General features: G+C 49.9%; 20 protein-coding genes, 2 tRNA genes and 1 other RNA gene. 21 read left to right on the top strand and 2 right to left on the bottom strand.

The features are described 5' to 3' along the window. Positions 1–14: 14 nt before the first annotated feature. The 21 genes from L21SP2_RS08305 (at position 15) to rodA (ending at position 22,710) form a co-directional block, all read left to right on the top strand. Entirely contained in the window at positions 15–428 is a 414-nt protein-coding gene (locus L21SP2_RS08305; RefSeq protein WP_024268058.1) for a chorismate mutase, read from the top strand. Next, on the top strand, positions 421–1,221 hold the full coding sequence (gene map / locus L21SP2_RS08310) for a type I methionyl aminopeptidase (RefSeq protein ID WP_024268059.1): 801 nt from the start codon (positions 421–423) through the stop codon (positions 1,219–1,221). Before L21SP2_RS08305 ends, map begins: the two co-directional genes overlap by 8 nt. Positions 1,222–1,340: 119 nt before the next feature. After that, positions 1,341–1,414 (top strand) — tRNA-Thr (locus L21SP2_RS08315). Between the two features lie 65 nt (positions 1,415–1,479). After that, positions 1,480–1,561, top strand: a tRNA-Tyr gene (locus tag L21SP2_RS08320). 263 nt (positions 1,562–1,824) lie between these two features. After that, positions 1,825–2,175, top strand: a complete 351-nt coding sequence (locus L21SP2_RS18380) for a hypothetical protein (RefSeq protein WP_041401352.1) — start codon at positions 1,825–1,827, stop codon at positions 2,173–2,175. A 189-nt stretch (positions 2,176–2,364) separates the two neighbouring features. Beyond that, positions 2,365–3,654, top strand: a complete 1,290-nt coding sequence (gene ltrA, locus L21SP2_RS08330) for a group II intron reverse transcriptase/maturase (protein WP_024266609.1) — start codon at positions 2,365–2,367, stop codon at positions 3,652–3,654. A 188-nt stretch (positions 3,655–3,842) separates the two neighbouring features. After that, the gene (locus L21SP2_RS08335; protein WP_024268060.1) at positions 3,843–4,283 is read left to right on the top strand and encodes a YkgJ family cysteine cluster protein; all 441 of its coding nucleotides are present in this window, start codon (positions 3,843–3,845) and stop codon (positions 4,281–4,283) included. Between the two features lie 7 nt (positions 4,284–4,290). Further along, on the top strand, positions 4,291–5,253 hold the full coding sequence (locus tag L21SP2_RS08340; protein ID WP_024268061.1) for an MBL fold metallo-hydrolase: 963 nt from the start codon (positions 4,291–4,293) through the stop codon (positions 5,251–5,253). Beyond that, positions 5,250–5,450, top strand: a complete 201-nt coding sequence (locus L21SP2_RS08345; protein ID WP_024268062.1) for a hypothetical protein — start codon at positions 5,250–5,252, stop codon at positions 5,448–5,450. Before L21SP2_RS08340 ends, L21SP2_RS08345 begins: the two co-directional genes overlap by 4 nt. After that, the gene (locus L21SP2_RS08350; protein ID WP_024268063.1) at positions 5,447–9,508 is read left to right on the top strand and encodes a T9SS type B sorting domain-containing protein; all 4,062 of its coding nucleotides are present in this window, start codon (positions 5,447–5,449) and stop codon (positions 9,506–9,508) included. The genes L21SP2_RS08345 and L21SP2_RS08350 overlap by 4 nt, the downstream gene beginning before the upstream one ends. A gap of 196 nt (positions 9,509–9,704) precedes the next feature. Continuing rightward, positions 9,705–10,724 carry an endolytic transglycosylase MltG gene (mltG, locus tag L21SP2_RS08355; RefSeq protein WP_041402544.1) on the top strand — a complete coding sequence of 340 codons (1,020 nt, stop codon included), beginning with the start codon at positions 9,705–9,707 and terminating at the stop codon, positions 10,722–10,724. A gap of 15 nt (positions 10,725–10,739) precedes the next feature. Next, positions 10,740–12,548, top strand: coding sequence for a DNA primase (gene dnaG, locus L21SP2_RS08360; protein ID WP_024268065.1), 1,809 nt, complete (start codon positions 10,740–10,742; stop codon positions 12,546–12,548). Next, entirely contained in the window at positions 12,529–14,379 is a 1,851-nt protein-coding gene (rpoD, locus tag L21SP2_RS08365) for an RNA polymerase sigma factor RpoD (RefSeq protein WP_024268066.1), read from the top strand. Before dnaG ends, rpoD begins: the two co-directional genes overlap by 20 nt. Positions 14,380–14,467: 88 nt before the next feature. Next, positions 14,468–15,487, top strand: coding sequence for a zinc ribbon domain-containing protein (locus tag L21SP2_RS08370; RefSeq protein ID WP_024268067.1), 1,020 nt, complete (start codon positions 14,468–14,470; stop codon positions 15,485–15,487). A gap of 27 nt (positions 15,488–15,514) precedes the next feature. Further along, positions 15,515–15,869, top strand: an RNA gene (gene rnpB, locus L21SP2_RS17780) — RNase P RNA component class A. A 152-nt stretch (positions 15,870–16,021) separates the two neighbouring features. After that, positions 16,022–16,840 carry a tetratricopeptide repeat protein gene (locus tag L21SP2_RS08380; protein ID WP_169730453.1) on the top strand — a complete coding sequence of 273 codons (819 nt, stop codon included), beginning with the start codon at positions 16,022–16,024 and terminating at the stop codon, positions 16,838–16,840. 115 nt (positions 16,841–16,955) lie between these two features. After that, complete coding sequence (locus L21SP2_RS08385; protein WP_024268070.1) at positions 16,956–17,990, top strand: rod shape-determining protein; 1,035 nt, start codon at positions 16,956–16,958, stop codon at positions 17,988–17,990. Positions 17,991–18,028: 38 nt separating this feature from the next. Further along, a complete protein-coding gene (gene mreC, locus L21SP2_RS08390) occupies positions 18,029–18,886 on the top strand; it encodes a rod shape-determining protein MreC (RefSeq protein ID WP_024268071.1) in 858 nt (285 codons plus the stop codon). Beyond that, a complete protein-coding gene (gene mreD, locus L21SP2_RS08395) occupies positions 18,886–19,398 on the top strand; it encodes a rod shape-determining protein MreD (protein WP_024268072.1) in 513 nt (170 codons plus the stop codon). The genes mreC and mreD overlap by 1 nt, the downstream gene beginning before the upstream one ends. Next, positions 19,395–21,401, top strand: a complete 2,007-nt coding sequence (gene mrdA / locus L21SP2_RS08400) for a penicillin-binding protein 2 (RefSeq protein ID WP_024268073.1) — start codon at positions 19,395–19,397, stop codon at positions 21,399–21,401. The genes mreD and mrdA overlap by 4 nt, the downstream gene beginning before the upstream one ends. Continuing rightward, positions 21,394–22,710 (top strand): rod shape-determining protein RodA, encoded by a 1,317-nt coding sequence (rodA, locus tag L21SP2_RS08405; protein WP_024268074.1) that lies wholly within the window; start codon positions 21,394–21,396, stop codon positions 22,708–22,710. Before mrdA ends, rodA begins: the two co-directional genes overlap by 8 nt. 68 nt (positions 22,711–22,778) lie before the next feature. On the opposite strand, the gene mazG is transcribed toward rodA, so the two are convergent. Both mazG and L21SP2_RS08415 read right to left on the bottom strand, forming a co-directional pair. Further along, positions 22,779–23,645, bottom strand: a complete 867-nt coding sequence (mazG, locus tag L21SP2_RS08410) for a nucleoside triphosphate pyrophosphohydrolase (protein WP_024268075.1) — start codon at positions 23,643–23,645, stop codon at positions 22,779–22,781. Between the two features lie 277 nt (positions 23,646–23,922). Next, complete coding sequence (locus tag L21SP2_RS08415; RefSeq protein WP_024268076.1) at positions 23,923–24,201, bottom strand: hypothetical protein; 279 nt, start codon at positions 24,199–24,201, stop codon at positions 23,923–23,925. Positions 24,202–24,217 lie beyond the last annotated feature (16 nt).

Here is a 24,217-nt window from a genome sequence, read left to right on the forward strand (position 1 = left end):
CTTCGGAGTTGGCTATGATGAAAAAATCCCCACATTATCCCCGGCTTGTAAGCGTACGGGGCGCAGTTGCTCTCAGCAACAGGGACCCCGATCAGATGATACTGCGGATGGGCGATCTTCTGGACAGCCTATTCAGGGAAAACGGTGTTGAACCGGAACATATCGTTCATATCTTCTTCAGCCAGACGGAAGATATCGATTTCCTGAATGCAGCCGCAGCAGCCCGTAAAAGCAGGGTGGGCGAGAGTATTTCCCGAACCCCGCTTTTCTGCAGTCTTGAACCGAGGTATCCCGGAAGTCTGCCCATGACCCTGAGAATTCTCCTTACATACTACAGTTCTGGCGATCAGCCGGCAAAACCCGTATATTTGTATGGAGCGGAGGTACTCCGGAAAGATATGTTTCACGGATCGGGTGTTGATGGCTAAATCAAGAAAGGCACCTGCCAAAGCCGAATTTCAGGTGAGGCAGCTGGCCAAGACCGCAGAAATACTTTACCGCCTCTTTCAGGAGATCGGTTCTCTCATGGCGCCGGGCCGTACCGGGCTGCAAATTCAGAACTTCGTACTGAATCAGCTCATGGATACCGGCGCGAAAACGGCCCTTCGCGGATACCGTGATTTTCAGGCGGATATATCGGTTTCGGTGAATGAGGTGGCCGCCCACGGACTTCCGGATGATCGAAAATTCCGTCCCGGTGACCTTGTTACCGTGGATATCGCCATTCTGAATGGCGGATGGTACGGTGATATGGCCTGGACGTTCGGAATTCCACCGTTGAATGTCACCGAGCGAAGACTGATCCGTGCAGCCTGGCAGGCGTGCATGACCGGCTGTCTTGCATTGAAACCCGGACTTCCCATCGGCACCCTGGGCAGTCACGTGATCAAGAGCGCAGAGAGGCTTGGCGGACAGGTAGTGAACAAATTCTGCGGCCACAGTATCGGTCAGGAGCTTCACGAAGCCCCGTTAATTCCCTACACCAAAAGGCCGGGGTTCGGCTGGAAGGTGGAGAAGGGTATGGTCTTGAACATTGAACCGGTTGTGACCCTGGGTGAAGCCGATGTTGAGCTGAACTATGACGGTATCAGCTATTCCACTAAAGACCGTCAGCCTACCGCACAGTTTGAACTGACCTGTGCAGTTTCTCAGGATGGTATCCGCATCCTCAGTCTTCCAGGGCTGCTGATTAAGGACATTCTGGAATCACCCCCATTTTAGGAACATCACAAGAGAATCTGTGCTTCCGGCAGACGGGGAAATTTTCCTGGGGAGAAACGGTTGACAAAAATTTGTCAGTCGGATATTTTCATTCCCCATAGCGCTTACGGAGCGTTCATGCCGACTTAGCTCAGCTGGCCAGAGCACGTGACTTGTAATCTCGGGGTCGTCGGTTCGAATCCGACAGTCGGCTGAAAGTGCCTGCACGTTGCTATTGCACAAACTGCATAGCTGTGCTAAAAAAAGCACTCTGTATTGGGGGAGTTTCCCGAGCGGTCAAAGGGGGCAGACTGTAAATCTGTTGGCTCAGCCTTCGCAGGTTCGAATCCTGCACTCCCCAAAAGCCCATCGCACATACTGTGTGATGGGCTTTTTTTGTATGCCCAGCGAAGCGCAGGCATACCCGACCGGTTGGAAGATACCGGTGTCGCCTCGTTCAGGAGGAAGACAATCCGAATTGCAAGGGCGCAGCTGGCAACGGTTGGGTCTGAAGGAAGCAATAGGAAGTGAACAGCACATAGCGAAAGCGAACCTGATACGGCACAACAGGGGTGGTAAGCGTGCAAAATAGCGCGAAGCCCGAAACCTGAACAGACCTGTAGTGTGTTTGAGGATGGCGTTGTTTACAGGGACTGCGCACAGTATCTGGGGAAACCTGTTGAAATCCCAGCAAAGGGTAGGGAACGACAAGCAGAAATGCAAGTCAGATCGAAGTTTCAGCAGGTGGCAGATGAGTCCGTAGTAGTGAGTAAGTTCCGGCCAGTGAAAGCCAGTAATGGTGTGGAGGAGAAAACCGGAATGACCTCGTTCCCGGTGACGAGGACTGCATTCAGGCCAAAAGCCGGATGCGGATGCGAAGGGACGAAGTTTTTAGTAAATCTTGTTTCGATGAAAAGGCTGGTCGGCAGCTACGCTGCCTGCTCGCCTATGCAACCGAAGGAGCGTGAAGCCTAAACAGAAAGTTGCTGGAAAGTGAGCAGAGTATGTGGCCACGGCCGACTGGGGAACCAGGAAGCTGAGCCAGAATACCGTTGACCTGAGTATCTTTTTGACCAGCTGAATATTGCCGGAAAATGGCTAAGAGACAGCTGCAGAGGAGAGAATGAGCAGGAGTTTCACCGCCGAGGTTTCAAACGAAAGAAGATGCAGACACAAGGAAATCGTAAAATCTGGTACAGCCTCTACGGCAGGATGCTCGAGAGACCACGGCTGGAGGCCGCTTTCAGGAAGGTGAAGGCAGCGAACGGAGCCCCCGGAGTAGACGGAGTGAGCGTCAAAGCCTTTGCCGACCGTCTGGCGGAGCAACTCGATGTACTTGTGAAGGAATTGAAGGACAAGAGCTACCGACCGCTTCCAGTCTTGAGGGTGGAAATACCCAAAGACGGGGGAGGAGTAAGGAAACTCGGGATACCTTCGGTTCGCGACCGGGTAGTCCAGCAAGCCTTACTGGACATTCTAAACCCAATATTTGACCCGGACTTTCATCCGTCCAGTTACGGATACCGACCGGGCAGAAGCGCACATCAGGCAATTGAGAAGGCATCTACGTTCATGCGCAGGTATGAATTGGAATGGGTAGTGGATATGGACTTGTCGAAGTGTTTTGACACACTGAAGCATGACTTTTTACTGACTCAAGTACGAAAACGAGTTGCCGATGGAAGCATCTTGAATCTCATACGCCTCTTTCTTGAAAGTGGTGTGATGACGGATGCTGGTGAAGAGAACACTGAAGAAGGGAGTCCCCAGGGCGGGGTGATTAGTCCGCTTCTCGCGAACATCTACCTCGACTTCTTTGACCAGTGGAGCATGGCACGAGGGTATCGCATAGTTCGCTATGCCGACGATATCCTCATCTTTGCTTCATCACAAAAAGGTGCGGAACGTCGGCTTGCAGCTGCAACGCATTTTCTGGAAGAAGAAATGGGACTGGCTGTGAATCGTGAGAAAACTCACATTACAAACCTGTATGAGGGGGTGCGCTACCTTGGAGTAGTAATCTCTCGTCACCACACCCGGATTCAGGAAAAGAAGGTGAAAGCCTTCAAGGACAAGGTCAGGAAACTGACCCGACGCAACAGCGGGAGACCGCTGGGATCGACAATTTACGAACTCAATCCAGTACTACGCGGGTTTGCTAACTATTTCAGGATAGCAAATTGTACGAAGGTATTCAGGGAGCTGATGAGCTGGGTACGCAGGCGATTGCGGGCTATTCAGTTGCGACTTTGGAAACGCTCTTCCCGGCTGCACCGCCGATTGCGGCAGCTGGGATTTCAAGGCGAGTTCAAACACATCAAGATGAGTTCGTGGAGATCGGCTAAAAGTCCGCTTGCAGCCATGGCGCTGCAAAACAAGCACTTTGAAGAGATGAATCTGTTTTCTCTCGACAAGGTACAGGTCGCAATTTCTGTCCGGCAGCTTGCTGGATAACTGAAGACAGGAGCCGTATACGAGGTCCGTACGTACGGTTCTGTGAGAGGGACAATAAAGGAGGTCATTCCTCCTTTATTGCCCTACTCGATATGCATGTCCGGAAGGTTCCCTGTGTTGGAAGGAAATTCCTCCGTTTGTATTTTTTCCCAATCCCCGATACATTAGAATGAACGGAGGGGAGCAAGATGAATGAACAATGGTATGCGCCGGGAGTAAATTTCAGCTGTACCCGATGTTCCCGATGCTGCAGGCATGATTCGGGGTATGTTTTTCTCTCGGAAGATGATATTCGCACACTCCGGCATCATCTATCACTGAGCAGAAAAGATTTCATCCAACAATATTGCACCGTAGTGGATTTCTCTGTGGCAAAACGGGTAAGCCTGAAAGAGCAGGAGAATTTCGACTGTATATTCTGGAAGGACGGCGGCTGCAGCGTGTATGAGGCGCGGCCTCTTCAGTGCCGGGCCTATCCATTCTGGGAACGTCATATGGAATCGAAAAAGGATTGGGATGCCCTGGAACATGAATGCCCGGGAATCAATGCGGGTGCTCATCACAGCAGAGAGGAAATAGAGGACTGGCTCCGGGCCAGGAAGAATTCCCCCCTCACGGAAAGAGGTTGAGCAGAATATGAAAATACGGATTTGGGGCGCCCGGGGATCCCATCCCCATCCCATTACACCCGATCAGTTCAGAGAGCGGGTGAAAAGTATCGTTCAACGGGTGAGAGAAGAGGATATTTCCAGCAATGAAAACCGGGAACGGTTTCTCAATTCCCTGCCGGACTGGTTATGGAATCCCCCGGGGGGGAATACGCCCTGCGTGGAAGTGCGGTTATCCGACGGCAGCTGTCTGATTTTCGATGCCGGAACGGGAATTATTCCGCTATCTCAGAGAATGAGATCTCAGGAACCCGGCATTCAGGATTTTCATCTGTTCTTTTCACATTTTCATTACGACCATATTCAGGGTCTGCCCTTCTTTTCCCAGGCCTATAACCCATCCACTTCAATTCATTTTTACAGTCCCGAGCCCGATGTGGAATATAATCTCAAGGATCATATGCAGCATCCGTTTTTCCCCGTGACCATGGAAGAAAAGATGACCGGCAAACAGCACTTTCATGTTCTGCGAAGCGATCATCGAGGAAACAGGGCCATAGAGCTGAACGGTGCAAAGGTGGAATGGCACGATATCAACCATCCGGGAAATGCCTATGCCTACCGCATAACCGAAGGAGATGCATCGGTGATTATCGCCACCGATTATGAGCTCAGCGACAGCGATTTCGCGAAACAGTCCCGCCACGGGACGTTCTTCGCCAACCCCGATGTTTTAATTCTGGATACAATGTACACCCTGGGTGAAGCCATAGAAAAATTCAACTGGGGCCATTCCAGTTTCAGTATCGGCGTTGACTTTGCACATGCCTGGGGCGTGAAAACGCTTTTGATGTTTCATCATGAACCCCAGTACAGCGATAAGCGGCTATATAATAATCTGAGACATGCACGCTGGTATGCGGAACGGCAGAATTATCCGGATCTTGATATCAGACTTGCACAGGAAGGAATGGAGATTGATATACCATGATTGACTTGCGGCTTTCTTCCCGTGAAATTGTGGGTCTGTATCTGACCCTTGAAAAGGAAAATACCGCCAATCCGGAGCTTTCGGGGCTGCGGGAACGGATTTCCCGAAAACTCTGTAACTATCTTTCAATAGAACAGTTTGAAATGCTTGAAAGTCTTTATGCCAGGGGATATGAATTTGAGGAAGTGAAACAATGAATTCCATCATAGCCGAAAAAATCCAGTTTGTGAGGAAAACCATGAGAAGCGTACACATGAGCCGATTCAGAATGATGTTATTGTCCGCATTTCTGCTGATGTTCCTGTCAGCCGCCGTATGGGCCCAGGATGCCCAGCTCAGCGATGTACCGTCGGAAAATGCAGAGTACAATTTTTCCATTTGGGAAGCCGCCGCCGGTCTATCAGGCGGGTCCAACGTACGCTTTCCCCAGGAACTGCCTTCCTACATGCTGTTGAATCCTGCAGTGTTCAACCCCCTGGGCGTACCGGTGGTGGAAGCAGGATACAGCGGCATTATTGAAGGCGCAGGGAACGGATACAGCGGCCACCGGGCGTCACTGTGGTCGAACATCCCCATAGCCAGCGGTCAGATTAACAGCGGGTTTGAGTTTCAGAGCCTGGCCACAACTCTGGCAAATACGGGCAGCGCCGCACGTCTTCATGCCGGCTGGTCGAACAGTTTCCGTGACAGCTTTCTGCTTGGGGCCGGACTTGAAACCGGGTTGAGCCAGGGCAGAAACGGTACAGACTGGACACTCAGCGCCAAGCTGGGTGTATCACAGAATCTGGGAACAGTGGGACCCTTCGATACATTCAAATGGAATGCCGCCTTCACGAACCTGGGTAAAGAGATGACAACCCCCGGGGGAGCGTTTTATCGAAGTCCTTTCACTCTCAGGGGCGGCGTTCATGGCCAAATCGTACTGAATGACAATTTTACCCTGAGTAACGGTGTGCTCCTTGCATTCCCCGGCATGCGGGATTTCATGTTTAATCTCCAGTCCAGTCTGGAATTCAGGGAACGTCTGGCCCTCTCCCTCTCCTGGGGGCTTGATATCGGTCAGCAGGTCAATGATCAGTATCAGAATTCAAGTCTGCTGCCCCGGGTTTCCCTGAGCTATTCCATGTTCAACAGGGCTCATCCCGATCTGGATATTAATACGTCTCTGTATTCCCCCTACAGCGGACATACGGCGTTCTCCGTGGGCGCAGCCATGCCCCTCAAGCGGGTGGACAGGGATGGACCGGAAATCTCCCTGGAGATGCCGGAGCAGATATTTATTTCACCCAATAACGACGGACGTCAGGATAACTGGGATCAGGCTCTTGAAGTTGAGGATCCTTCGGGTGTTTCACGGATGGAGATTCATCTCAAAAGCGGTTCCGAAACGCTTTTTACCCAATCCTGGGAAATTGAGCCGGTAGCTGAAGAGGGTCTGTACGGTCTTGTTAAAGAAGTACTTCAGGGAAGCAGAACCGCAGTTATTCCCGAGTCCGTTCTTATCAGCGGAAAAAACGATTCCGGCGATGTACTGCCGGACGGAACCTATCAGTTTTCCATAACTGCAACGGATGTTCTTGGAAACAGGAGCGAACTGAACCCTGCAGAGGTGGTTATCGACACCATGCAGCCTGAAATTGAAATTGCCGATCTCAGCGTACAGGACAAAATCTTTTCCCCGAACAATGACGGGAATAAGGATGAGCTTCTCATTCCCCAGCAGGGAAGCAAGGAACAGCTCTGGGATCAGACCATTTATGATGCAACAGGCAATCCGGTCTGGACCAATCAAATCAGGGAATCATCCCTTGATCAGCTCTCATGGGACGGTTTCTCCGACCAGGGAAACAGACTGCCTGACGGGGTGTACCGCTATGAGGTTGTCAGCAGGGACCGGGCCGGGAATGAAAACCGGGCGGAAGTCAACAATATCATCATCAATTCTGTTGTTTCTCCGGTACGCATCGATCTGGCGGATTCCTATTTTTCACCCAATGGGGACGGCGTAAAGGACAGCCTCACTCTCCTGCCTATTCCCGAAAGCAGGGAAGGTATCCGCAGCTGGTCCATTCAGATCCTGGATGACCGGGAAGAACAGGTGACAACTCTCAACGGCGAGGGAGCCCCGTCGGCCCGGGTTGAGTTTGACGGACGCAGCACAGACGGAGAAGTGCTTCCCCAGGGACGCTACCGTGCCCGATTCATTCTGGAATACTTCAGCGGCAATACGCCCAGGGCATTGAGTCCGTGGTTCAACCTTGATGTGACCGCTCCTGAAATCAGTCTTGAACTGGAATCTGATCTTTTCTCACCCAATAACGATAACCGCAGCGACGTTCTAACCATCTATCAGGAATCTTCGGAAGAACAGCTGTGGGAGGCCCGGATCGTAGAAGCTGAAGATAATGCCCCTGTGAAAGAATACAGTTTCCGGGGCAGGGCGGATTTCGAACTGACATGGGATGGACGCGACAGCGACGGTGCACTGGCACCCGACGGAACATACCGCTATATCATCCAGTCCCGTGACAGAGCCGGAAACAGCGTGGAAGCCTCCAGCCCGGTGTTCACTCTGGATACCTCGGATGCTGAGGTTCTGGTAAACGCCGGATATGATGCATTCTCTCCCAATGGTGATGGAAACAAGGATGTTCAGGAGTTCACCACCAGAGTAAGCAATAATGATCAGGTCGAGAGCTACCGTTTTACAATAGAGAACGTGGACGGCGAACAGCTGCGCAGCATCTCCGGCACCGGAGAGGTCCCGGAAAACATCAGCTGGGACGGACGGGATGACCAGGGCAGACCTGTTGAAGACAATCTGTATATTGCAAAACTGGAAGTTGAGCTGAGAAACCGCAGCGTCGGCTCTGCCCAGACCAGGAGCTTCCAGCTGGATACCGTCTATCCGGAAATATCCCTGGATAGCGACTATCTGATTTTCAGTCCCAATGGCGATGAGAATAAAGATTCTCTGACCATCAGGCAGCGATCCACTCCCGAAGAATTGTTTGAAGCACGGATCCTGAATGCAGAAGGCGAAGCTGTGCGCAGCTACTTCTGGGAAGGCAGTATTGAAAACCTCACCTGGGACGGTCTTGATGAGTTCGGTAACCTTGCCCCGAACGGTGAGTACAGCTATGAAATCAGGGTGGAAGATCCTGCTGGCAATGTTGCTCTTGAACGGATAGAAGGCATAGAGCTTGACAGCAGAAATACTTCGGTTTTCCTCACATTGAGCGAAAACGGAATAAGTCCCAACGGTGACGGATTCAAGGACAGTCTGGAGATCGGACTCTACACAAATATCACCGAAGGTATCGATACCTGGGCACTGGCAATTTTCGGCGAGGGAGGAAATCTCATAGCCGAATACGGCGGAAACAGTCTCAGCGAGCAGGAAGAAATCAGCTTTGACGGCCGCAACGAGGACGGGGAAATTGTGGAAGGTCAGATGTACGCACAATTTTCCGTCCTCTACACCAAGGGTGACAATCCTCAAGCCAAGAGCTCACTGTTCAGAGTGGATAACAGCGGTCCGGATCAGACCGTACGGGTGAATCCGGTTCCTTTCAGTCCCGACGGAGACGGCATAGCCGATGTTCTCACCATTGACATTGACGCGGAGGATCCTGCCGGAATAGCAGGCTGGAGACTGGGAATTTACGACCGTGTGGGAAATCTGTTCAAGGAGTTCTCCTCCAACGGCGCTCCTGAAGAAGACATTCTATGGGACGGTCTCAGCGATGACGGTGAACGGGTCATATCTGCAGAGGACTACCGATACGAGTTTGAAAGCATAGACAGACTTGGAAACGAGAGCAGTTCGGAAGGGCTGATTCCCATCGATATTCTGGTGATCAAGGATGGAAACAACTACAAGGTGGCCATATCCAATATCACATTTGAGCCCAACAGTCCGAGAATCATTGTAGGCGGTCCGACGGCAGTCGGCCAGAGAAACGAATCCATTATTGAGCGTCTGATTGAGGTGTTCTCCAAGTATCCGCAGTACAGAATCGTGATCGAAGGGCATGCCAATAATATCAGCGGTACCGAACGGGAAGAGGTTGAGGAACTGCAGCCACTTTCCACCGGACGGGCTCAGGCCGTGAAAGATCAACTGGTTGAACGGGGCATGGATCCCACCCGGATCGATGTAGTAGGCAGGGGCGGCACCATGCCTCTGGTTCCGTTCTCGGATGAGGAAAACCGCTGGAAGAACAGAAGGGTTGAATTCATCCTCATTCGATGAGTACTTTATGAAACAAACCTGAAGGCGGCGGAAAACGGTTCCGCCGCCTTTGTTGCAGGAATTATTACCCCGAGAGGTAAAACCGGAGTGGGAACCTCCGAGGTAAAAAGTTACCTGAGAGGTAAAAAGATACCTGAGAGGTAAAAAGATACCTGAGAGGTGAAAAGATACCTGAGAGGTGAAAATATTGAAAAAAATGATGAGTATTCTCGCTGCCTTGCTGATTACCGTTGTGTTGGCAGCTGCTGTAGCGGGTTTTTTTGCGTACCGAAGCATATATATTTCTGATGTGCCGGAGGATGTTTCCCGGGACTTCACCGTGTATGCCGGCGAGAGCTTTAACTCCGTTGCCATGCGCCTGGAGGGCAGGGGAATTATTCCTTCCGCCGGGGTGCTCCAGCTTTACAGCCGCATTACCTCTTCCGACCGGGGAATTCAAAAGGGTTCCTACATTATTCCTCCGGGATTGAATGCGGTTGAGGTGATACGCTATCTGAGTTCCGGTCGCCAGAATCTCATTCAGGTGACAATCCCGGAAGGGAAAACCATCCGGCAGGTAGCTGCCATTCTGGATGAGGCTGGCATAACTGATTCCCGGGAATTTGTGGATGCGGCAACCGACAGGAATCTGGTTCAGAGTCTGGGAATCTACGGAGAGACGGCGGAAGGTTTTCTCTTCCCTGAAACCTATAATTTCGCAGAAGATTTTCCGGCAGATAAAATAGTGGCCCACATGATTTCGGTGTTTTACGACAATCTTGCCGACATTTATCCGGAATATAACAGCCTCAGCCAAAAGGAACTGTATGAGACGATCATCCTGGCATCCATTGTGGAACGGGAATATCTGGCAGAGGATGAAGCTCCGGTCATGGCCTCGGTTTTCTATAACCGCCTTGAACGGGGAATGCGGCTGGAATCCTGCGCAACTGTTGTCTATGTGATGACAGAAATCGAAGGCCTGGAACATCCCAACAGGATTTACTTCTCGGACCTGGACCGTCCCAATGAGTTCAACACATACTACCGCTCCGGTTTACCGCCGGCGCCTATTTCCAGCATCGGGAGGGTATCTCTTTCTGCGGCTTTTTATCCCGCAGAAACAGATTATCTGTTCTTTGTACTTGAGAGCCCGTCGGCGGGACGGCATGTATTCTCCGAATCTTATGAAGATCATCAGCTTGCCTCCGAGTTTTACTATGTTAAACTGAATTAATGGTGGGAAGCAGCCATGATCCCTGAAGAAACAATCGAAGAAGTCCGCCGGAAAACAGATATCGTTGAAGTGGTCGGCGAATATGTAAACCTCACCCGAAAGGGAGACCGGTACTGGGGCCTGTCACCGTTTAAAAACGAAAAAACCCCCTCATTCACCGTCACCCCGTCCCGGGAGATGTTCTACTGTTTCAGCACTCAAAAAGGGGGAAATGTATTCACCTTCATTATGGAGATGGAGCATCTTACATTCCCGGAAGCAGTGGAGTATCTGGGCCGTCGGGCTGGGGTGGAGATCGATCAGGATCGTGGGGAAATCAGCAGGGAATCCCGGGACCGCAAGGCCATGGAAGAGCTCTATGCCAAAATACGGGAAAGCTTCAGCTACCTGCTCACAGAATCGGACATGGGGCGCCCTGCGTTGGATTACATCCGGAACAGGGGGTTCGACAGGGAACTGATTGACCAGTTCTCCCTCGGCTATGCTCACCCCGATCCGTTCTGGTTGCACGGCTTTCTCATGAAGAAGGGGTACAGCCCTGAATTCCTGGGGAAAACCGGTCTTTTCAGCCAGCGGAATCCCCGGTGGTGTCTGTTCGCCAACCGTCTCATGTTTCCCATTCAGCGGCATCAGGGTGACACCGTGGGATTCGGCGGCCGGCTGCTGGACGGGGATGGTCCAAAATACATCAACAGTCCGGACACCATGATATTTCACAAGAAACACAACCTTTACGGCCTTGAGCGTGCCAAGGAGGGCATCAAAAAGGGTGAGGGGTTCATCCTGTGCGAGGGATATCTTGATGTACTGGCTTTTCACCAGGCCGGACTGACCAATGCGGTGGCGCCCCTGGGAACTGCGTTCACCCCGGAGCAGGCGAAGCTGCTCCATCGGTTCAGCACCAGGGGAACATGTGTTTTTGACGGAGATGAAGCCGGTTATAAAGCCAGCCAAAAGGCGGCGGTAATTTTTGAAATGGAAGGAATTGAATGTAATATTCTTTCATTAGAAAATGATAAGGATCCTGCGGATATATTGGCGGAAAACGGTTCACAAGAATTGAAAAATTTAGTACACTCTGCAACTACTGCGCTCGAGTTTTTAGTAACGAAAGCTGTTTCGAAGTCTGATATTCACACTCCTGAGGGAAAGGAGCGGATTCTCGAACAGCTTTTTCCGTATATCCGCAGTATACAATCTCCGGTTAAACAGGAGGCCAGCTTAGAAATACTTGCTGACCGTGTGTCCGTAACTCTTGAGTCTATTCGAGGCTCATTTCAGCGCTTTTTACGGGGCGAACGCAGTCCCAGGCCGAAACATGACGAGCCGGGGGCGGAGGGCGGACCCGAACATCGTCAGAAACGCATCGCCATGATCGTAAATCCCGAGAATCTTCTGATGACCGCACTGGTAATTCACCCCGAATATTTCCAGATGGTCCGAAAGCATATCAGAGCAATGGATTTGCGAAATGATATTGCCCAGTCATTATATGTGCTTCTCGAAGAGCATTTTCGAAATTCCGATTGCGAATTCGAAAAAATTCTTCAAGATATTGAACATGAAGAAGTAAAGAATTTTATAATGAAGAAAGCAACAAGCGGTGAATTCGGAAACGATCCAGCAGGTTATATAGAAGCTGCCTTACTCAGAGTCCGGAGCGATTTGCTGTCGGAAGAGCGGAGAGAAGTGGTTCAGCTTCTCAAGCGCAAGGAACAAAGCCGGGATTCCAAGGGACAGCGAGAGCTCCTGGAAAAGAAAATGTTTCTGGATACAGAACTTAAGACATTAAAGGAATCAATTCATGACAGAACTGCAGAATGATCCTGCAATAAAGAAACTACTTGATTACGCGAAAAACAAGAAAACTATCTCATATGACGAGGTGAACGATCTACTCCCCGAGGAACTCGTTAATTCAGAGAAAATCGAAGATGTCATGGTGATCCTCAGTCAGAATGATATACGGCTGTCGGAAGAAGTTCAGGCGCAAAATGAAGATATCGAAGCCGACCCGCCGGGTCAGCCTGGTATCACGCGAAAAAAAGCAGGGGATTCCGCCCAGTCAAAAGCCCAGCCCGCCAGTGCCGCTGAATCCGGAGATGCAAAAGGGGAGTCGGCAGATGGAAAGAGCGGATCTGAAGAACCCAAAAAGAAAGTAGTCTATAACGATAAAGACAGCGCTATTGATGATCCCATACGCCTGTATCTCCGGGAAATCGGAAAAGAAAATCTGCTCACCGCCGAACAGGAAGTTGAACTTTCCAAAAAGATGGAAGACGGCGAGAACATCATTAAAGGTGTGATCAGCGGCTCCGGAATGATGATCCCGGAATTTTTCAACCTGGCTGCCAGGGCATTCAGTAAAAAAGATCCCCGTGAAATGAGCATGAGCAAGAAAGAGATTTCTGAGTATCTTGCGGAGCGCCGAAGGCTGAGCCAGTTTTACCGTGAACCCCTGAAGCTGGTGGTTGCGGACCTGAAATCCTATATTGAGTTGAAAAAGAAGCTGATCTCCAAAGGGGAGGATATCATTTCCCATCCTAAATTGGCGCAGAAACGGGACAGCCTGGTTGGGCGTCTTTCGGATATTAATCTGCATCAGGATGAAATTCTCCAGTTTTCCGAAAAATTTGTGAGCACTGCCAAAAAAATAAAAAGTTATCAGAAAGAGATCACCAGAAACGAAAAGCGTCTGCGGGTGAAAAATTCCCGGGAACTGCGATCTCTGGGCCGTAAACTCACCATACTTGAAGACCGTGAACTCATTGAAGACGAACTTGGATTATCCTCGGATGAAATCAAAGAGATGATCCGGGAAATTCAGATGACTGAAAAGAAAATCCGCAGCTATGAGCTTGAGTTTGAAAACCCGATAGATCAGATACTCGACATGGCTGGAGAAATTGAGCGCGGAAAGATCATGATGCAGAATGCCAAGGATCGCCTGATCAAAGCGAACCTGCGGCTGGTTGTCAGCATCGCCAAGAAATACACCAACCGGGGTCTTCATTTCTTTGACCTGGTTCAGGAAGGAAATATCGGTCTGATCAAAGCTGTTGAGAAGTTTGAGTACCGGAAGGGGTACAAGTTCTCAACCTATGCCACGTGGTGGATCCGTCAGGCTATTACCAGAAGCATTTCCGACCAGGCACGAACCATTCGGGTTCCGGTGCATATGATTGAACAGATCAACAAAGTTGTCCGCGAATCCAGGCAGCTCATGCAGGTGCTGGGAAGAGAACCCAGCGATGAAGAAATCGCCGAACGTCTGGGCTGGACAGTCAGCAGGGTCAAATCGGTGAAAAACGTGGCACGGGAACCCATTTCTCTGGAAACCCCCATAGGTGAAGAAGAGGACAGTCTCCTTGGAGATTTTATTGAAGACAAGGATGTTGAAAACCCCGCGCACCAGACTGCGTTCACTCTTCTGCAGGAACAATTGGGGGATGTCCTTGAAACGCTTCCGGAGCGGGAGCAGGAAGTGCTGAAAATGCGTTTCGGCCTGGAGGACGGCTACAGTCTGACTCTGGAAGAAGTAGGACTCTATTTCAATGTCACCAGGGAACGAATCAGACAGATTGAAGCAAAAGCACTCAGGCGTCTGCGCCATCCCAAGCGGAGCCGTCGATTGAAAGACTATTTGGATAATTAACAGAAACATCACAGGTATACACACAGGTACCTTTTCGAAAACAAAAAGAAACCGGAAATGCGGTATAATAACGAGGTAGAGGCTACACATGATTCAGGAAATATTGAACAAACTTCAGGAACTTCAGGATGTTCTGGCGGAGAAGTACTCCATCGAGAATGAGCTGAAGAATATTCCCAAAGCACTGAATACCAAAACGGAGCTGGTTAACCGGCTGAAAAAATCGTTCGTGGAAAAAAATGAGCGTCTTGAATCAGGCCGGGCCAAGGTTCAGGATTTGCGGATCAAGATGACCGATGCCGAGCGCGAACGGGAAAAGTATGAAGAGCAGATCGTAAACATCAACACCCAGCGGGAGTACGAAGCCCTTGTGAAGGAAATCCGGGAAGCCTCTGAACGCGAACAGAATTTTCGCAAAGATCTGCAAAGGGAACAGAAATACCTGGAAGAACTTCAGCAGAGCATAGAGCGTGAAGAAAGTCTCATTCAGGAACAGGAAAAGGAACTCACTTCCGAGCAGGAGAAGATCAAGGAGGAAAGCGACAAACGTCAGAAACTTCTTGAGACCCTCAATAAACAGGAAGATGAGATAACTCCGGGAATGGATGAGGAAATGGTTTTCAAATTCAAGCGAATTATCCGTTCCAAGGGAGGGAAGGGAATTGTGCCCCTTCGCCGATCTGTTTGTACCGGCTGTAATATGATTCTTCCCGCCCAGTTTGTGAATGACGTTAAGGCCGAGAAGGATGTGCTTTTCTGCCCCTACTGCTCAATGATTCTGTATCATCAGCCTGAAGCACCCGAAGGCGAAGATATTCTCGATTTTGATGATAACACCGTACTGTTTGACGACGATGAAGAATTTGACGACGACTTCAGCGATGATTTCGAGGATAAGGACTCGGATGATGACGAGGATGATGACTTCGAAGAGGATGAAGACGAAGAAGAGGATGAAGACGACATCGAGGAAGACGATGATGACTTTGACGATGATGATGACGTGGAAGATGATCATATCGAAGGTGACGGAATAGCCGAACAGAGTCTTGAAGATGTTGAAGAGGAAGAAGAAGATCTGAATGATGAAGATCTTGATGAAGAGTAATCTCTTCCGAAATATACGCTGAAATTTTATGCGGACCGGAATGCCGCCCGGAAACAGAGACACCGGGAGGAAAGTCCGGGCCCGGTTACGGGGTACCGGTTAATTGCCGGGAGGCGGTCCCACCGTCTACAGAAAGTGCAACAGAAAGATACCGCCCTCCGACCGGTAACGGCCGGGGGGTAAGGGTGAAATGGTGAGGTAAGAGCTCACCGCTTCCGCCGAGAGGCTGAAGGCACGGTAAACCTTGCCCCGGGCAAAACCAAGCAGCAGATCAACTGTATGGATATCCCATACAGTCTGCGGGTAGGTTGCTGGAAGCTCAATAGAGCTCAAGACAGATGGCATTCGTAAACAGAACCCGGCTTACCGGTCCGCATCTTTTCATTGACATTACATATCTCAATCCGTAAAATCCTGACTTATATGCGTCCCAAATCACGAGGCTTTTCAGAGACCCGAAGAATCAGATTACAGAGAGCAATAATCCCCGTATTGCTTCTTGCCGTGCTGGCGTCGGTCATTTTGTATGTTCTCTTGAGAAATTCCGAAGCCGTTCTCCCGGATACGGAGAATGACCAGATTCAAAAAGAATGGGATGCCCAAAACTATGAACAGGTAGCCGCACTTACCGGCGCCAAACTTCTTGATGAACCGTTGAACTCCCGGAACCTTCTGTATAACGGAATTGCCAATTTTTATTATGCTCTTACCCTGGTGAATCAGGATGAACGGGAAGGGCATCTCAACAGTTCAATTCATTCACTGCGTAAACTTCTGTACGATCCCCCGGCTGGATTTCAGCAGACAATATGGTATATTCTCGGAAAGGCATATTTTCATAAAGGGCCGTATTATTACGATCTTTCTGAAAAATATCTGTCCTTGGCTGAAGACTCGGGCTTTACTGCCGATGATATTCTGGAATACCTTGGAGTTATTCATCTGGATTATGGTGAAATCGATTCAGGGATTTCCTACATCAGGCAGGCCATACAAAACAGTCCCCGTGCGGTTCTGTTCCTGACCATTGCGGAAGCGTATGAGGAACAGGGGAATACCGGCGAGGCTCTGGAATACTATGAGGAAGCTCTGAACCGAAGCGAGGACAGCTTTTTACGCCAGGAAGCATCTCTGGGAAAGGGCCGGACTCTTTTCCGGATGGAAGAATTTGACAGGGCACAGGAAATATTTGAAGCGATTATAGATCGGAACAGTCAATCAGCCCAAGCCTACTTTTACCTTGGTGAGATCTTTGCCGAAGCAGGAGATATGGTCAAAGCCAGGGCTCAATGGCGGGAAGCCTATAACCAGGACCGGACATTCAGACCGGCACTGGAACGGCTTCAGTCATAACGCAGGTCGGAAACCGGCGGTGGATGCAATGCTGGTAATCCCGCCTGCATATGACTTATCCGTTCTCTTAATACCGTTTGTATGATACGATAATTGAACTTACCGGGAGGGACACATGGGGATTTTTAACGGCTTCAGCAATGATATAGGGATCGATTTGGGTACGTGCAACACCTTGGTGTATATACGCGGAAAAGGAATAGTTGCCAACGAACCATCAGTTGTCGCAGTTGAACGGGGCACCAAAAAAGTGGTGGCAGTGGGAGAAGAAGCGAAACGCATGCTGTGGAAAACCCCGGGAGATATTATTGCAATCCGTCCGCTTCGGGACGGAGTTATTGCAGATCTTGAGACCACCGAAAAGATGATACGCTATTTCATCGCAAAGGTTTTGCCCAGACGGCTTTTTGTAAAACCCCGCATGGTTATCGGTGTACCCAGCTGTATAACCGAAGTGGAAAAACGTGCCGTGGAGGAATCCGCCCTGAAAGCCGGCGCCCGGGAAGTGGAGGTGATTGAAGAATCCCTCGCCGCAGCCATAGGCGCCAATATCCCCATTCATGAGCCTGCGGGGCATATGGTTGTGGATATCGGCGGCGGAACAAGTGAAATTTCCGTTATCTCCCTCAACGGCATGGTGGTCACCAATGCAATCCGGCTGGGCGGCGATGAGTTTGACGAGAGCATTATCAAATATGTGCGACAAACCCATAACCTGATTATCGGTGAACGAACCGCTGAGGAACTGAAGGTAAACATCGGTAACGCAACCCCGGATAAATCAATCGAGAAGATGGAGATAAAGGGTACAGACGCCATCACCGGACTGCCCCGAAGACTGGAAATTGACTCTGTGGAAGTCAGAGAAGCCCTGCAGGAACCCATCAACGCTATTATTGAAGAAATCAAAAAGACACTGGGCGAAACACCTCCGGAGCTTGCTGCGGATATTGTGGAGCGCGGAATTGTGATGACCGGGGGCGGAAGTCTTCTCAAGGGGCTGGATACACTTATTTCAAATGAAACCGGCGTTCCGGCTTTCAAGGCAGAGCAGCCTTTAAACTGCGTTGCAATAGGCGCAGGAATGTACTTTGAAGCTGCTCAGCAGTCTCAAAAAGAGAAGAGCAATTATAATTCCATCAATGTATGAGTGCATCTCTGATCTCCAGGTAAGGTTGGTAGGGTAACGTGGATTTTCGAGAACTTGGCACCAAACATCGGGAAAGCATAATTCTGGCGCTGATCCTTATTGTTTCTCTGGTCGCCCTGAGCCTTCAGAGCAGCCGCTTCACATCCATACCTCAAAGAATCGGTCTGGGTATCAGTTCAACAGTGGAGCGGATTTTCACCGGCAGCGGGAAATTTATCAGCCGCACGGTAAACTCTATTTCAGAACTTCGGGATTTACGGGCTGAATATACCAATTTACTCTCAGAGCTGGAAAAAAGCAGACAGATTTTTCAAAGCATGGAAGCCCTTGAGGCGGAAAATGAACAGCTTCGATCCGCTCTGGCATACTCCAGAAACAGCGAGTTTGTTCACAGCCCTGCTGAAATCATCGGGAAAGACCCGGGTATTTCCTTTACCAGTCTATTGGTAAATAAAGGCAGCGCCCACGGCATCCAGGCGGGAATGCCGGTTGTAGGATTCCAGAACGGGAAGCAGGGTCTGGTGGGCAAGGTCATTGAAGTAAGCAGATATGCATCTCTTGTGCGGCCTCTTGTGGATCCTGAAAGCTATGTTTCCGCAAGATTAAGCCGAACCCGCTATGAGGGTCTTCTCAGGGGGCTTGGAAGTGATGAAGACCTCCTTCTCATGGAGTATGTGGACAGAGAATCCCGAAATCAGATCAGTGTGGGGGATGAAGTGATAACCTCAGGTTTGGATTCCGTGTATCCGTCAAATATCAGAATAGGAACCATCTCTTCCATCAATGCAAAATCCTACTCAACTTCCCTTGAACTGGATGTTGTACCCTATATTCAGTATTCCCGGCTTGAACATGTCTTTATTATTCATACTTCATCACAAAAGGCGGGAAGCTGATGCTGTGGATTCTCATACCGTATATTTTACCCCTTCTGCTTCTGTATCTCAGCAGCGGTCCCGGACAGGTTATTGCAATACAGGGAGCCCTCCCGCAGCTCAGTCTGGTTGTCCTTGTATATTATGGAAACAGCCGCAATGCCTTCCATGGTGAACTGATCGGGCTGCTTATCGGTCTTACCGCCGATGTGCTGGGGGCCGCGCCTCTGGGCTTCTACAGTTTCAGCTTCACCCTTGTCGGATATCTGGCGGGGATCAGCAGGGGAAAGGTCTATATTGATGCGATTTTTACCCCGGTTCTGATGGTAGGGGTGTTTATTTTCCTGAAGGCGTTTATCAGTTTTCTCCTGGCGGGGATATTCGGTTTCGAAGCCGTGCAGGAAGTGGTCTTTAACAGGATCTTTTTTATCTCCCTCCTGTATAGCCTGCTTCTCACCCCCATTCTCTTCGCAGTTTTGAAAGCTCTGGATAAAATACTGCCCCGGCGGCTGAGAGGGGGGTATCAGGATTGAGAAAGGGGTCCGGAAATAGCGGAATTCAACAGAAAAAACTGATTATTATCGCTTCTCTCATGTTTGCCGTAATAGGACTCTATATAATACGGCTCTTTTCCCTGCAGATAGTGGATAACTATGTGTACAAGGCCCAGGCTGATCAAGTGTCCCGGCGCAGACAGATTATTCCCACACGCAGAGGTGAGGTGTACGACAGGAACTTTGATCAGCCCCTTGTTACAAACATCGATACTTTTGCAATTCTACTGGACCTTTCCAAGGTTCCCAGCGACGGACTGCAGGATCTGATAACCCGGCTTGCCGACGCGCTGAACACCAGCGAAACCCTTCTCTGGAACAAGATTCCCAGCAGCCGCAATGAAAACTATGCCCTGTATGAGATATGGAACGGTGCCAGTTTCCACCAGATTTCTGCCATTGCCGAGCGAATTGATCTCTACCCCGGGATCAGCTGGGAATCCCGGCCGACCCGCTATTATACCCAGGGAGATCTGATGGCCCACGTGCTGGGCTATACAGGGGAGATTACCGCCGAGGAGCTGCAGATTCTCTATAATCAGGGGTATGCAGGAGCCCGGGAAATCGGAAAAACCGGTGTGGAAAAACAATACGATAATCTGCTCCGGGGTGAAGAAGGCATACGATACGGCCGGGTGGATGCCCGGGGAAGGCAGGTGCAGGATCTTGAGGATGTCCCTCCGGAACTGGGAAAATCCCTGGTTCTCACCCTGGACCGGCACGTTCAAAGACTGGTTGAGGATGCCATGGGGCCGCGGATCGGCGGAGCAATCGTCATGAACCCGAAAAATGGTGAAATTATTGCTATGCACAGCTATCCGGATTACGATCCCAATATTTTTTATTCCGCCGGTGCTGATTCTGATATTCAAAGACTCAATTCCGATCCCAGGGCTCCATTGCTGAACCGCACCATCCAGGCAGCAGGAAGTCCCGCATCCACCTTCAAGACGCTGATGAGCGTGGCCATGCTCCAGGAGGAGGCCTTCGATCCGCAAGAGGAGATTTACTGCCCGGGATACGTGGTGGTGGGTGACAGGACATTCCATTGCCACGATCATGACGGCCACGGATATGTGAATATGTACGAAGCTCTGGCGGAATCGTGCAACGTGTACTACTACACAATAGGCAAAGATTATCTGGAAGTTGAAGGCATACTCGATTATTCCCTTCGTTTCGGGCTGGGAGACTACAGCGGAATTGATCTGCCTAATGAAGTGAGGGGGCTTCTCCCCAGTCCCGAGTGGAAGGAGCTCAATTACAATACGCCCTGGGTCGGAGGCGATACAGTGAACCTTTCAATCGGTCAGGGTTTTCTTACCGTCACGCCCTTGCAAATGGCAAATCTCACCGCGGCGGTGGTAAACGACGGGCTGGTGTATCAGCCCCATGTACTCAAGGAAGTACGGGATCAGTCCAGTCTTGAACTGGTGGATCAGTTTGAACCCCGCATCCTCCGGGATATCGGCGTGGATGAGGAAGTATTTCAAGAGGTCCGAAAAGGGATGGAGATGGTTATATCCCAGGGTACCGCCAGGTGGGTAATTACCAGTGATTCCGCCCAGATCGCCGGCAAGACCGGCACGGCAGAGACCGGATTTGAAGAACAAAAACACTCCTGGTTTATTTCCTATGTACCTGCAAATCCGGAACCCGGGGAAAAACAGTACGTTGTGGTGGTCTGGATTGATGCCGCAAATGAATGGGATTGGTGGGGGCCGAAGGCAGCCAACATTATTATCCATGGTATCATGAACAACATGAATTTCGAGGATGCCGTTCGGGATCTCCAGCCTCTGTGGTACTTGGGAATCCCGGAACTTGAGCGAATACTCAATCCACTCATGCCGCCGGATAATGACTCCGGCCAGGCGTTTTCCGACGGTAATGAACGGACTGCCAATGAAAGCACTGCCGCAGGGTCCGACGTCGACATTCCGGTTCAGGAAGAACCCATAGGGGAGGGGAACGATGATTAATCGAAGATCCTCCATCAATATAGATTATCTGCTTATCATAGCAACGGTTGCGTTGATACTGATCGGTATACTGTTCATCTATTCCTCGGCGATCAACTCAGAAGGGAAGCTCACGAGCAATGAGTATATTCGACAAATAATCTGGGCGGTTATCGGCGCTGCAATGATGATCGCAGTCTCTTTGGTCAAGTACGATATGCTTCGTGACTTTTCTCCAATAATTTACGGTTTTTTCTTTTTTCTCCTGGGCTTCACCCTTTTCAGGGGGGCGGTGGTGAACGGAGCCAGAAGCTGGCTGGGCATCGGTCCCTTCGGGATACAGCCTTCGGAATTTATGAAGCTGGGAATAATCCTTCTTCTGGCATACTATCTGGATCGGGCAGGAGAGCGGGATATCGGAGGTGTGAGGGTGTTTTTTGTGTCCTTCCTGATAATTATTCCGCCCATGGCACTTGTCCTCTTACAGCCCGATTTCGGGACGGCCATGGTATATATGCCCATTGCTTTGTTTATGCTGTATGCCGCAGGGGCAAGACCCTTGTATCTCATTTTTATTATTGCGGTAATTTTTTTCACCGGAATATTCACCGTGCTTCCGGAATGGGAGCGCATGATTTACGAAGGCAGTATAGAAATCTTTGCTATATTCAATGAACCGGTATATTTCGCTCTCATCAGCGGAGGACTGCTTCTCAGCTTGGTTATTTCCCTTGTCGGGCTGTTCGGACTAAAAAAAGAATACTTCTTTTTTATCGCCATGGGCTTCGCAATACTTCTCATATCTTTTGTGCTGGCTCCAGGAGCACGGTGGTTTCTCAGGGACCATCAGATGATGCGGCTGATTGTATTTCTCGATCCCTATGTGGATCCCCGGGGAGCAGGATGGAACATCATTCAGAGCCTGACTGCTGTGGGTTCCGGAGGATTTTCCGGAATGGGATTTCTTCAGGGAACCCAGAGTCATTATCAATATCTGCCGCAGCAAAGCACTGATTTCATCTTCTCAATTCTTTCCGAGGAATGGGGCTTCTTGGGAGGGGTGCTTATCTCCGGCCTGTACGGAGGGATAATTCTTCGGGGTGTGATAATTGCTCATCAGGCGCGGACCCGGTTCGGCGCTTTTATTGCCGTCGGCGTAATCTCCATGCTGTTTTTCCACTTTATCGTGAATGTGGGAATGGCCATCGGCCTGATGCCCATAACCGGAATACCCCTTATGTTTTTATCCTACGGGGGATCCAGTCTATGGACTGCATTACTGGGCATGGGTCTGCTCATGTCCGTAAGTCATCACCGATACACCTATTAAACTGCATCAGAAAGTACAACAGCTGCCGGCAAGGAAAGTCCATGTGAAGGCTGACACCCTTCAGGGGACTACACGGTCTGTTCCTGAACTTCCCGGTGCTTGGCTTCTATCCAAAAGCGTTCCATCTGATCCAGGTTTTCCTGATTCATCTCGAGGTTCGCCTCAGCCATTTTTTCTTCGATATAGCTGAAACGACGGTAAAATTTGCTGTTTGTGCGTGACAGGGCTTCGTTGGGATGTACGCCGGTTTTTCTGGCCAGATTAATAACGGCGAACAGAACATCACCCAGTTCATGTTCCAACTCTTTCTGAAGGAACGCATCATCAGAATCCTCGTCATGTTCTTCCAGTCTGGTGAGAACATCTTCAACCTCATCCAGCTCCTCACGGATTTTCTCAAGAACTCCTCTGTGATCCTGCCAGTCGAAACCGTATTTCGCCGCTTTTTTCTGAAGTTTAAACGACCGGTCCATATTGGGCAGATGCTTGGGAACGGAATCCAGGATGGAGGAGGGGATGCCCCGACCTTCGTTGATTGCTTTGATCTTATCCCATTGAATTAACACTTCTTCCGAGGAATCCAGGTTCTCTTCTCCGAATACATGGGGATGACGACGAATCAGTTTTTCCGACAGCCCGGAGATAACATCCTGCACAGTGAAAGCACCGGACTGTTCTTCAATATACGAGATCAGCAGGGTGACCAGAAGAACGTCACCCAGTTCTTCACGCATATGTTCTCTGTCCTGGTTATTGATCGCTTCTATGCTTTCATATGCTTCTTCTATGAGAGCGTTTCTCAGACTTAATGCTGTTTGCTCCTTATCCCATGGACAGCCATTGGGGCCCCTCAGACTTCTGATGATGTTATACACATGGGAGAATGATCTTCCGGTATCAAGACTTTTTTCATCTTCTGGCACAAGATTTTTCACCAGCCACACCTCACGACTAAAGATAATCTTATTGTAAATGATTCCTGAATTGAAAGGAAGGGGGAGGCCTGAGCTTTGGTGCACTGTATAATCCATATAATCCACTACTAAAGTAGACCGAATATATATTATGCGTAGTAAAAGATGTTTCGTTTCGTGTGGTAAAACCATATGGGATGTATCATCCTGCCGTTATCGATACGCAGTATGGTGCGGACAAAACATGCAGAAGGCCGCCGGTCCTGCTGTGTGAATACCAGGAATACCGATATCTGAATTAATCTTGATCCGGGCGTGAGCGTATAAAATAAAATATTTTAACCATGAGGATTGAAAATACCCCTGAAAAGAGAAACTGTATTAAAAAGTTCACACTTCGCTGATCGATTCTGAAAAGACTCTGCAACAGAAGGCCTAACGCCGCACCAAACATACTGATCATAAAGGTAAAAAGGATGCGCACCATTCCCCTGGGACGGTAACGGTAAAACGCATACACGGTGACCAGGAGAGATACGAGTAAAATACTTAATGCGTAGAGAACATAGATCTGCATATAAACCGCCCTTCTT

The sequence above is a fragment of the Salinispira pacifica genome (assembly GCF_000507245.1).
In the GTDB taxonomy this organism is placed as follows: domain Bacteria; phylum Spirochaetota; class Spirochaetia; order DSM-27196; family Salinispiraceae; genus Salinispira; species Salinispira pacifica.